Annotated in this window: 10 protein-coding genes; 6 read left to right on the top strand and 4 right to left on the bottom strand. The window is 47.2% G+C overall.

Annotation, left to right across the window (positions count from 1 at the left end; all coding sequences use genetic code 11):
* From PMI05_RS06235 to PMI05_RS06220, 4 genes are all read left to right on the top strand, one after another.
* The coding region (locus tag PMI05_RS06235; protein WP_007718772.1) for an ATP-binding protein at nucleotides 1–1,514 on the top strand (1,514 nt) is incomplete at its 5' end.
* The gene (locus PMI05_RS06230; RefSeq protein WP_007718769.1) at nucleotides 1,511–2,035 is read left to right on the top strand and encodes a hypothetical protein; all 525 of its coding nucleotides are present in this window, start codon (nucleotides 1,511–1,513) and stop codon (nucleotides 2,033–2,035) included. The genes PMI05_RS06235 and PMI05_RS06230, both read left to right, overlap by 4 nt.
* 190 nt (nucleotides 2,036–2,225) lie before the next feature.
* Nucleotides 2,226–2,843, top strand: coding sequence for a TetR family transcriptional regulator (locus PMI05_RS06225; protein ID WP_007718766.1), 618 nt, complete (start codon nucleotides 2,226–2,228; stop codon nucleotides 2,841–2,843).
* A gap of 12 nt (nucleotides 2,844–2,855) precedes the next feature.
* Complete coding sequence (locus tag PMI05_RS06220) at nucleotides 2,856–3,389, top strand: GNAT family N-acetyltransferase (protein WP_007718763.1); 534 nt, start codon at nucleotides 2,856–2,858, stop codon at nucleotides 3,387–3,389.
* A gap of 58 nt (nucleotides 3,390–3,447) precedes the next feature.
* Here PMI05_RS06220 and PMI05_RS06215 read toward each other — a convergent pair whose 3' ends face one another.
* Complete coding sequence (locus PMI05_RS06215) at nucleotides 3,448–5,193, bottom strand: DUF4179 domain-containing protein (protein WP_007718760.1); 1,746 nt, start codon at nucleotides 5,191–5,193, stop codon at nucleotides 3,448–3,450.
* The gene (locus PMI05_RS06210; protein WP_007718758.1) at nucleotides 5,190–5,747 is read right to left on the bottom strand and encodes an RNA polymerase sigma factor; all 558 of its coding nucleotides are present in this window, start codon (nucleotides 5,745–5,747) and stop codon (nucleotides 5,190–5,192) included. Before PMI05_RS06210 ends, PMI05_RS06215 begins: the two co-directional genes overlap by 4 nt.
* Before the next feature lie 339 nt (nucleotides 5,748–6,086).
* Between PMI05_RS06210 and PMI05_RS06205 the strand changes: the two genes are divergently transcribed.
* On the top strand, nucleotides 6,087–6,842 hold the full coding sequence (locus tag PMI05_RS06205) for a metallophosphoesterase (protein ID WP_039960342.1): 756 nt from the start codon (nucleotides 6,087–6,089) through the stop codon (nucleotides 6,840–6,842).
* Between the two features lie 120 nt (nucleotides 6,843–6,962).
* Here PMI05_RS06205 and PMI05_RS06200 read toward each other — a convergent pair whose 3' ends face one another.
* On the bottom strand, nucleotides 6,963–8,579 hold the full coding sequence (locus tag PMI05_RS06200; RefSeq protein ID WP_007718750.1) for an MFS transporter: 1,617 nt from the start codon (nucleotides 8,577–8,579) through the stop codon (nucleotides 6,963–6,965).
* Complete coding sequence (locus PMI05_RS06195) at nucleotides 8,567–9,016, bottom strand: MarR family winged helix-turn-helix transcriptional regulator (protein WP_007718748.1); 450 nt, start codon at nucleotides 9,014–9,016, stop codon at nucleotides 8,567–8,569. Before PMI05_RS06195 ends, PMI05_RS06200 begins: the two co-directional genes overlap by 13 nt.
* A 274-nt stretch (nucleotides 9,017–9,290) precedes the next feature.
* On the opposite strand from PMI05_RS06195, the gene PMI05_RS06190 reads away from it, so the two are divergent.
* Nucleotides 9,291–11,012: an amidohydrolase gene (locus PMI05_RS06190; protein ID WP_007718746.1), complete on the top strand. Its 1,722-nt coding sequence runs from the start codon at nucleotides 9,291–9,293 to the stop codon at nucleotides 11,010–11,012.
* Nucleotides 11,013–11,128: the final 116 nt, after the last annotated feature.

Raw genomic sequence — 11,128 nt, 5'->3', positions numbered from 1 at the left:
CCCCGCCAATCTTGGCAGATGAGAAGCGGCTAGTCCAGATTCTATTCAATCTTGTTCACAATGCAATGAAATTCACGGAAGAAGGAGCTGTCGTCGTTTCGGCTAAGAGTGTGGACGGGCAGGTGGCGATCTATGTATCCGATACAGGAATCGGGATGGACGAGCAGACCAAGGCACGTATATTTTTGCCGTATGAGCAGGGAGCTCAAGCAACGAACGATGGAGGAGGAATCGGCCTCGGTCTTGCTATTTGTACACAGCTGGTAGACCTGCATGATAGCGAGCTGAGAGTCGAGTCTGAACCGGGCAAAGGTTCCGTATTTAGCTTCTGGCTGCCTGTGGTTAGTACAGATGAGATGAGAGCAGCAGAGAGCCAATATGTGGAGCAGATAGATAAGAACAATCAAGTGACGGTCATCAACCAGATGAGGCATAGTGAAGCTCCAGATATCTTGGCTTTTCAGGAAACAGCTGCACATGCGTTTGTTGAAAGAAAGGCGAACATATTGGCGATCGATGACGACCCGGTTAACCTCATGGTGCTGGATCGAATGCTCTCATCTTCGCAATACCAAATCACAACGTGCACATCGCCAAGAGATGCGCTCGATCTGCTTTTTACAGAACAGTGGGATTTGCTTATTATCGATGTCATGATGCCCCATATGTCAGGTTATGAGCTGACGCAAAGGGTCAGGGAGCATTTCTCTGTTTCCGAGCTTCCGATTTTGCTCTTAACGGCGCGCAGCCAGTCTGAGGATGTATACACCGGGTATTTGTCTGGTGCGAATGACTATGTTTGCAAACCAGTCGATGGTATGGAGCTGAAATATCGCGTCTGGTCGTTGACGACACTCAAGCAAACCGTCGATGAACGACTGCGTATGGAAGCTGCCTACTTGCAGGCGCAGATTCACCCGCACTTCTTGTTCAACACACTTAGCTCGATTATGGCGTTGAGTGACATTGATACGGAGAAAATGCGTAAACTCGGGGATGCGTTTACCGCCTTCTTGCATATCAGCTTTGATTTTTTGAATACAGGAAAGCAAGTTGCACTCTCCCATGAGCTGGAGCTCGTCCAAGCCTATCTTTACATTGAAAAGGAACGATTTGGCGAGCGGATACAGATCGTGTGGGAGGTTGAGCCTGACATCGATCTTCTCATCCCGCCACTCACCATTCAGCCATTGGTTGAGAATGCAATCAACCATGGTCTTTTTACCAGAATAGAGGGGGGAACTCTCCATATCCGCATCGTCCGGCAAAAGAACGCCACTCTTTTTGAGGTGAAGGATGACGGTATCGGGATGGAGGAAGCGACTGTGCGGCAAATTCTTGATTTGTCGAAGAAGGAAAGAGGCGGAATCGGCGTGTCCAACACGAATCGGAGACTGACGCAAATGTACGGGAAGGGATTGCGTATCATGAGTAAGCCGGGTGAAGGAACGACGGTGTCTTTTGTCATACCGGATCAGGCGTTGACTGAAAAACATCGAGGTGAACGGGCATGATTACCATCCAATGCACCAAAAAGCTTGCAGAGGAACTACCCGTAGCGTTATCCGATAAGGAGAAAATGGTTTCACAGCCATTATACAGGTGGCATGCTCACCTGATTTTACTGAATCGCAGGAAGTGTGTAGCGGTGATGAATAATGTGACCAGGTACAATTTTATCATCTATGGGTTAAAGAAAGCAGACTTTACAAGATTCGATCAGATATTTTTAGAAAAAATCTCTGAGAATCTTATTGCGGATGGCATAGAGCAATCGTTAATTCAGAAGTATTTGCATCATGCTAGTGAGGCTACTTTCACACAGACAAGTGATAGAAGCATTATTAGTCAATTAAACGACATGATTTTGTTGGCAAGATACGATATGGATAATAACGTAAGGGAAATCGGTGTAGAGGAATTGAATCAAATCAATCGACTGTCGAATCAATATCCCATGTCTAAATTATCGCAAATATTTCCACGCGATGCGATGCAACACGCGTTAGAAAATTTATCGATGGTTAACCCATAAATGGAAGACTTATTAGCAGTTTTTATATAGGCATCGGAAGAACGGCGAGCATCCGCATACTCTCAAGAGTAGTAGGATGCTTTTTCATTTTTATTCGTTGAAAAACGACAAGTGTGTCGTTTATAATTGGGTTACTAAATAAAAACGACAATCATGTATATTTTTTTATTGGAGGAGGTGGCTGAACCCCATGGCCCCAAAAGTAAGCGACGAATACAAAACCAAAAAGAAAATCGAACTGCTACAAGCGGCAAAACGTGTGTTCATCACAAAAGGCTATACACGGGCCACTATGCAAGACGTCATGGACGAGGCTAGTGTATCGAGGGGAGCCTTGTACGCCTACTTTGATAACCTGGAGCACTTATATTTGGAGCTGCTGCAATTCGAGGATCAACAGGATGTACAGTTTTTCACACCAATTGCTAGCGAAACGTCCTGGCAGCAAATCACCAAATGGGTTAACAAACAACAGGGCGAGATCGAGAAAATCGAACAAACACTGTCCAAAGCCAACTCAGAGTTTTTCCTGTCACTGAAGGATCAGCAAAAGCAACAGAGCTATCCATACATCACGACTCGCTATGAAAAAATGGTCGACGTGTTGACAGCTTTTTTTGCGCATGGGACAGCGACAGGTGAGTTCAAGCCACAGCTACCACCTGAGGCGATCGCTCGCTATTTCATCTCGGTTATCGATGGACTGATGCTGGATACCGCGCATTTAGGCGCAGAGAAAACGAAGGTGTCCGAGCAGATGGAAGCACTGTTGTTTTCATTGAGAGCGATGCTGGGACCGGTTCAATAAGGAGGGGGAAGAATGTTGTTTCAATCAGAGAGAATCTATCTGAGAAAAATGACGGGGGAGGATGTGGACGTCTACCACACTTGGAGAAATGACGTGGAAGTCATGCGGACAACGAGTCCGTCCATGGACGTCTTTACCTGGGACGATACGAACGGGTTTGTGAATCAGGTCATCCTGCATGCAAGCTCCTCGAAGAGCTACATGATCGTAGACAGCCAAACCAATCGACCGATCGGGATTACCTCCCTCATTCAAATCGACCTGAAAAACCGCAATGCGGAGTGCATCATCGATATTGGAGAGAAGGAATACTGGGGTAAAGGGTACGGACGAGAAGCGCTGAAGCTGCTACTGGATTATGCATTCTTGGAAATGAATCTGCATCGGGTATCGCTGCGCGTCTTTTCCTTTAACGAAAAGGCGATCAAGCTGTATGAGAAACTCGGATTCAAACAAGAGGGGATTTCGCGGCAGTTTTTGTTTCGAGAGGGAAAATGGCATGATATCGTCCACATGGGGATTTTGCAGCAGGAATATATCTCGTAAATAGAAAGGCTGGCGGTACGAAGGGTACCACCAGCCTTTTGCGTATGAAGGGTGTCTCTTATTTTCCGGCGTAAATCGGTACTTCCCACTCTACATTTTTGTGTTCAACCATTCGTTTCTCGGAAGTAATGATCAATTGCTTTGGCAGGGTTGTGAGGTTTTCTAAGAAGATTGTACCTCCAAAAATCGCCCGATCATTTTCATACTCAGTCTTATCGATTAAGTAGTCGACGTTTTCGTATTTTTTCCCGGTTTCGTCTGTAATGGTCCAGTATTGATAGGGACCCATAGCGGCAGTATCTGGAGAGAGAGTTGCCTCGAATGACAGATCGTAGCCTTCCAATTTCGTGGTAGTCCCATCGTCATTTACGTGGTGATGGCCGTCATAGCCTTCAAAATCAACGACTGCGTTTGGATCCTTTTGATATTTTTTGAAAGTAAACTGATCTCCCTGGTCTTCCGCTGTGATGACTTCTTTCTTTTCGAGGCGATTGGCGTCCAACTTGGCGTTAAGCTTAGCGGATTCCTCTGTATAAACAGACCCGAGCTTGAAGGTAAGGCTTTGGCTTTCATCGATTGGATAGAAGTAATGAAAGTCTCTTGCTCCACTTTCGGTGGATTGGGTATGATCCCATTTCACATCACTGATCTCATTGCTTCGTTTGCTGGCTTCACGAATAACCGAAGTCGAATCCCAAGCAGCGACCACTGTGCCCTTCTCATCTACCAGCTCATAGCTGTATGCGTTTTTCTCGTTAGCAGCAAGGGTACGATCAATGATCATCTCCACTCCGCTTGGCGCAAATGTAATCTGTTTGACGTTCAGCTTGAGTCCTTGTGGGGTCGTGTAGGCTTTGTTAATTTCATGCGTCTTCATTGCAGCTTTTGCTTTTTTCATATCTACAGGTACGGACAGCTTCCAGTTCCCCTTGATGTCGTCCAGTTGCTTGATGTTAAACTCAACGATCAGCTCGTCAGGCACCTTGCTTACATCATCAAAATAGCTTCGCAGCTCGCGATCCAAGGTCATAACACCATGTTCGACATTCATGGAAACATCCCATGGTTTATTGGGGTATTGAGTATTTTTCTCCTTAGAGGGAGCAAGGACGTTTCCTTGTTTGTCTTTAATGGTGATTAGTGGCTCTCTGATAGATCTGCTCACCATTTCCGACATGAAGCTGTCTAATGCCTTGCCGTTCTTGACTTTTAAAGAAGCTGCTATGCTAATACGCAGCGGGTCAGCTACCACTTCATGCACAGCAAAAGTGAGGCCTTGATCGGTCACACTTACCTCAACGGACTGCGCGAATCCATTCTTGGCTGCTTGAGCAATTCCTTTGTCCGCTAATTTTTGCAAAAAGCTATCGCTCACAGGCGCTACAGGATCAGCTTTGCCAATCGGGCTGTTCGAAAAAGCAGCATTGACATAACTAGCAAAGGTTGGGGAGACGAGCATTCCTCCCGATACGACGACGGTTAATATAGCGGCGGCTAGCGTCATTCTTTTCATGATCGTTATACTCCTTTGTTTCCACGCAGGTGGTTGGTGTGAAGGGGTAGCAGGGTTCAATACTCTCACGGGATGAGGGGAGAGCATCTGAATAATCTTTTGATCCATATTTGCTGAGAGGGAGTCTTCCCACATCGTTTCTTCCGTTTGGTGCAGTGCATCGATCCATTGCTCCAGCTGGTACTGGCAGTGTGTGCAATGATCGAGATGACTTTCGACATTTCGTTTGGTTACTGGCGATAAACGATCTTCCATGTAGGCGATCAGCTGTCTTTGCGTAAGGCAATTCAAAGCGGGGTACCCCCTTTTTTCTCCGGCTTGCTTAGCTGGTCTCGCAGCTTTTTTCTGGCATAGGAAAGGCGCATTCTCACAGTATCTACGGACAAAGATAGTTTGTTGCCGATCTCCCTGTAGCTTAAATGCTGGAGATAATGCAAATCGAGAATCGTCCTGTGGTTCTTGTCCAGTGTCATCATCTGCTGTCGCAAAGCGTGACGCTGTTCTTTTTCTAGATAATCTTCCTCCGGGATCGGACATTCGTCTCTGACCTCGACATCCATCTCCGTTACGGAAGGCATCCGCTTTCGCTTTCGCAGCTCGTCAATCCCGCGATTGATCGCGATTCGATACAGCCAGGCAGAAAAGGAGTAGTTGGGTTTATAATCTGGCAGACTGTAGTACGCCTTGATAAAAACCTCCTGCACCATGTCTTCAGCATCATGAGAATGGTGGAGCGTGCGCCCAAGAATCGCAGCGATTTTTCCCTTGTATTTATTGACGATCAGAGCATAAGCCTCTTTATTTCCTTGAAGAACCTTCGCAATGATCTCTCGATCGTCCTGCATGTTTGTTACCTCCTTGCAAAAAGGTGCTGCGCAGCTTTCCTTTTTGTGAAAAACGTCTCGACGTTTTTCATGAAATGTAATCTGACCGCTTACGGTCAAACAAAACGGACTAAACCGTTTTGGTGTTCACTACTATAGACGATGAGGAGAGGAAACCCCTCTCAAACTTTTTTCATAAAATTTGAAAATGGCATAGGAAGAGGATGCCTCTCTTCGTTTGATAGAAGGGCATCCTCTTGATCTGTCACGTATGCCGCCATCACTTAAATGGAGCAGGAAATCTACATAATTTTGCAGTAATCTATAAGTATAGATGCTTCGAATTTCGTAAAGGAGTATATGACCTTGAGCCAAACCAACCATTCCATCGCGGTGATCTCCGACATACACAGCAACGCCTATGCATTGGAAGCCGTGCTGCACGACATTGATTCCCGCGGTATTCAAACCATTGTGAACCTGGGCGATACGTTGTTTGGCCCGCTTGATCCGATCAAAACGGCAGAGCTCCTAATGGAGCGATCTACTATCACCCACATCATGGGTAATTGTGACAGATACTTACTGGGAGAGCAAATGGAGTCAATCACGTTCGAATTCGTGAAGCCACTGCTGACACAAGAAATGCTCAGCTGGATCGGGTCATTCCAAAAGCAGTGGACGTATGGCGATCTCTTGTTTTGCCACGGCACACCTTTTGCTGATGATGTGTATTTATTGGAGAATGTCGCTCCATATGGGATAGAAGACAAAAGCGCAAATGCCTTAATGATTGAGCTGACCGGCATTCAGCAGAAAGTCATTTTTTGCGGACACTCTCATGTGCCCAAATCCGTATGGCTGCCAGATGGCAAGCTCGTGGTAAACCCGGGGAGCGTTGGGCTTCCAGCGTATTTTGAGGAAGCGCCGTACCCGCATTCGATGGAATCGAAGACGCCCCATGCCAAGTACGTCACGGTAAAACAACAAGGCGGCTCGTGGCTGGTCGAGCACGTATTGGTTCCTTATGATTTCGAGCAGGCAGCTAGAAAAGCTGAGGAAAACGGGCGCAGAGACTATGCCCATGCGATCCGGACGGGAAGAGCGGAGCTGTAGCATGTCGATCGTTGAGCAGCCAGACATTCTTGCAGGAGAAGAAGCGAGAAATTGGCTCATAAAGCAAATCCATACCCCATGAAAAAAAGGAAGAGGACCAGTGCCCTCTTCCTTTTCCTATTAAGCCTTTCCTGCTTCTCCCTCCGGCTTCTGTCCCATCTTCCCACTACGCAGTGGAACTTCCTTCAGGAACAGCGCGATAATGACAGCGATTCCCGCTACAATCGCTCCAGTCAAAAACGTAGTCGTAATCCCATAGCTCATCGCTTCCCGGATCATATCCAGCATGTGAGTAAACAGCGGTTGTAAATCCGGTGGTAGACTAGCCAGCGTGGCTTCAATTTTCGGCTGATCCAACAAATTTTGCGGATTCGTAAAGAGCGCCAGCTTCTCTGCCAGAGCAGGATCGGCTGCTGCGGGATTGTTCCCTTGACCCATGGCTCCCGACAGTTGGGTCATTTTCGCTGACATGCTGGCACTCATGACGGTTCCCATAACAGCAATTCCAATGGTCCCACCGAGGTTGCGGAAGAGCTGCGACGTTGCTGTAGCGACACCCAGCTGCTGTGGTGCGACTGCATTTTGCACGGTTAAGGAGAAGACCGGCATCGCAACTCCAATCCCTAATCCCAGAATGATCATGTAGATCACGAGCAAGTAAATCGGTGTAGCTGGGGACATGAAATACATCAGCACCATGCCCAAGGTCATGACGAGAAGTCCACCCAGCGCCATCTTTTTATATTTTCCCGTCTTGGTCATGATTTGTCCGGCGAGTGCGGAGGTCGCGAGCATGGCAATCGACATCGGCATCGCCACATAACCGGCCATCGTCGGAGAGATGCCTTTGACCCCTTGGACAAAGAACGGCACATAAATGATCGCGCCCATCATCCCCGCGTTGAGGAAGAATCCGACTAGATTGGAGACAGTAAAAATACTGTTTTTGAACAAGCCCAGTGGAAGTACAGGCGTTTTTACTTTCATCTCAATCAAAATAAACACGATCAACGCAACGATTGTGGTGGCAAACAAACCAATAATTTGCCACGAGCCCCAAGCGTATTTGCCCGGACCATTTCCTGCCCATGAGAAGGCGAGCAGCATCGGTACGATGGTAAGCGTCAGGAACAGCGAGCCGAAGTAGTCGACAGACTCTCCTTCTTGCTTCGGTACCTTCGGGAAATGAATCATGATCAACAGAAAGGCAATTACACCAATCGGCAAGAAGATCCAGAACACCCAGTGCCAGTCGAGATGATCGACGATATAGCCGCCCATCAGAGGACCAAGTACACTGGACACGCCGAAGACAGCACTCATGACACCGCCCCATTTTGCGCGCTCGCGAGGTTCGTACAGATCACCCATGGCGGTAAAAGCAGTGGACATGATGATCCCGGCACCCGCCCCTTGAATGCCACGATACGTAATCAGTTGAAAAATATCGGTGGAAAACCCGGACAACAAGGCTCCGCTACTAAACAACCCGATACCCGTTAAAATAAATGGTTTTCTTCCGTATATATCGGAGAGCTTCCCGACCAGTACAGAAGCGACAGTTGAGGTCAGCAAATAAATTGTAATCGCCCACGAATAGTAATCCATGCCACCCAGCTTCGAAATAATACGCGGCATGGCAACCCCGATAATGGTCTGGTTGATCGCGGCGAAAAACATGGCCGTAATAATCGCAATCATAATCGTTACTTTCTTTTTCTCTGTCAGTTGTTGCAATTTTGATGCTCCTCTCTTTGTTGCTCTATATTCTTCAGAACCTGGTGATAGATGCGGACTAAGTGTTGCTTGTCTTCATCTGATACGCCTGCAAAAAACTGTTCAATCGTGCTCCTCACCACGGCTTTGTATTGCCGTAGGATATCTTTTCCTTCATCGGTTATGTCCAGTTGCACGACGCGGCGATCCGTACTGTCGCGATTTCTCGTGGCATAGCCGCAAGCAATCAATTTATCAGCAAGACTCGTAACGGCCCCGGGGGTAATATTCATACGTTCTGCAATAGAAGATGCCTTCTGCGGACCGTTCATATCTAGAATTCGCAAAAGCATGGCTTGTGATCCTGACACGAGTGGGTCCAGACGCTTATGTGACTCAGCTGAAACTTTTCGTTGGAGCTGTATATAAAGTTCTTCAAAATTGACCTGGCTTTGCATCGTACCCTCTCCTGTTTTCATTACTTAATTATATATGGAGTTAAATGTTTACCCCCTAAAACATTTAAGAGTATACAACGCCTCATCTATCGTAGTCAAATTAACCTTTTACCAATTTGACCAATTCAGGTGGTCATTATGTGACCGATTTCGTCATAAATCGGGAGAAAATACTAAATTTCGACCGGATTTCATGGAATTTTCAGAGTTGCGATGCTACAATCGGTTTTGGCATTCTTTTCATCTTAGATAAATAGATAGGTGGGATCTTAACGTGTTTGGGAAAAAATTAACCTGCGCATTGCTCGCAACAGCGCTGATGAGCCCGATGTCGGCTTTTGCAGCGCAAGGGACGAAACAGCCAGCAGATGTCGTGCTAACCAACGGCGCGGTCTACACAGTGGACATGAAGAACAGCTGGGCAGAAGCCGTGGCCATTCGCGGTGACGAAATCGTCTTTGTCGGCGCAAATGAATATGCAAAAGCACACATCGGTAAGGATACGAAAGTAATCGATCTGAAAGGCCAAATGGTGCTACCTGGCTTTATCGACAGCCATACGCATGCGAGCAAAACGACGGGACTCATTTTCTCCATTGATTTGTTTGACGGAGGCTCTGTCGAGGAATACGTTGCAACCATCGAGAAATTCGTAAAAGATCATCCAAACGAACCAACATTGCAAGGGCGCGGCTGGAGCAATCCGGTAGTGCCTGGTATCGGTCCGCGTAAGGAAGTATTGGATAAGATCGTTCCAACGATTCCAATTGCGCTGACCTCGGATGATGGACATTCTTTGTGGGTGAACTCGGCAGCATTGAAGCTGGCCGGAATCAAGAAGGACACGTCAAATCCTGAGGGCGGCATTATCGAGCGCGATCCGAAAACAGGAGAACCATCTGGAACGCTGCGTGAAAGCGCAATGGATCTGGTGCTGTCAAAAATCGGCGGATACACCGTACAACAATACAAGTCCGGAATTGAAGCTTACCAAGAAAAAGCAGTTGAACGCGGCGTAACGACAGTGCGCGACCCGGATATGCTGCGCTATCCGAACGTACTGGAAGCATACGAGGAGCTCGCGAAAGAGGACAAGCTGACCATCCGCTTCCGTAATGCGTTGACAGCGAATCCGGAAAAAGGACCTGAGCAGGTCGCAGAATTCGTAAAAATCCGTGAGCGCAATCAAAACCCGCTATTCCAAGTCAACGCCGTTAAAATCTTCTTGGATGGTGTCGTAGAAGGCGCTACAGCTTACTTGGAAAAACCATATGTCCATAAAGAAACAAACGGAGAATTAATCTGGAAGCAAGAGGTTTACAATCAAACAGCTGCCATAGTAGACAAGGCAGGCTTCCAATTGCACGTCCATTCCATCGGGGACGCTTCTACCCGCATCGCACTGGATGGTATGGAGCTCGCTGAAAAACAAAATGGCAAGCACGATGCTCGCCACTCGCTCGTTCACTTGCAACTAGTCAATGAATCAGATATCGAGCGCTTCAAAAAGCTGGGTGCAGTCGGAATCGTGCAGCCGTTCTGGTTTATGCAGGAAGAGGGCTACTACGATGAGATCGAAGTACCGTACTTGGGCCACGAGCGCGCAGAAAAAGAATACCCGATGAAGAGCTTCTTGAATAAAGGGGTGCATGTGGCTTCTTCGTCTGACTACATCGTAACGCCAGAATTCAATCCACTGCACGGCATTCAACAAGGCATTATGCGGATCGAGGACGGTGTAACCGATCTGAGCAAAATTGCCAACCCAGACGAGCGTGCGACACTTGCGGAAATGATCGCCAGTTTCACGATTGATGGTGCTTACGCCAACCACGTGGATAATATCACAGGCTCGATCGAAGTCGGCAAAAAGGCAGATCTCATCGTGCTCGATAAAAACTTGTTTAAAATTCCGGCCACTCAAATCAAGGATGCGAAAGTCGTGCTGACCTTGGTTGAAGGGAAGGAAGTCTATCGGCAAAAGGAAGCAAAGTAAGAGGGGAAAATGGTCGTCCATTGCGATGGCCATTTTTTTTGTGCAAACGTATATGCTGAAAAAATAGGTCGGGAAAGGATTCTTGTCTGTTTTTGAGGAATAATTCATACGATTCA

The sequence above is a fragment of the Brevibacillus sp. BC25 genome, assembly GCF_000282075.1.
Lineage (GTDB): Bacteria > Bacillota > Bacilli > Brevibacillales > Brevibacillaceae > Brevibacillus.
The sequence above is the reverse complement of the archived record's forward strand: the minus strand, read 5'-3'. Positions and strand labels throughout refer to the sequence as shown.

Coding starts and splice junctions, on each gene's coding strand:
- PMI05_RS06230 (WP_007718769.1), top strand. CDS start 1,511: ATGATTACCATCCAATGCACCAAAAAGCTTGCAGAGGAACTACCCGTA.
- PMI05_RS06225 (WP_007718766.1), top strand. CDS start 2,226: ATGGCCCCAAAAGTAAGCGACGAATACAAAACCAAAAAGAAAATCGAA.
- PMI05_RS06220 (WP_007718763.1), top strand. CDS start 2,856: ATGTTGTTTCAATCAGAGAGAATCTATCTGAGAAAAATGACGGGGGAG.
- PMI05_RS06210 (WP_007718758.1), bottom strand. CDS start 5,747: ATGCAGGACGATCGAGAGATCATTGCGAAGGTTCTTCAAGGAAATAAA.
- PMI05_RS06205 (WP_039960342.1), top strand. CDS start 6,087: ATGACCTTGAGCCAAACCAACCATTCCATCGCGGTGATCTCCGACATA.
- PMI05_RS06195 (WP_007718748.1), bottom strand. CDS start 9,016: ATGCAAAGCCAGGTCAATTTTGAAGAACTTTATATACAGCTCCAACGA.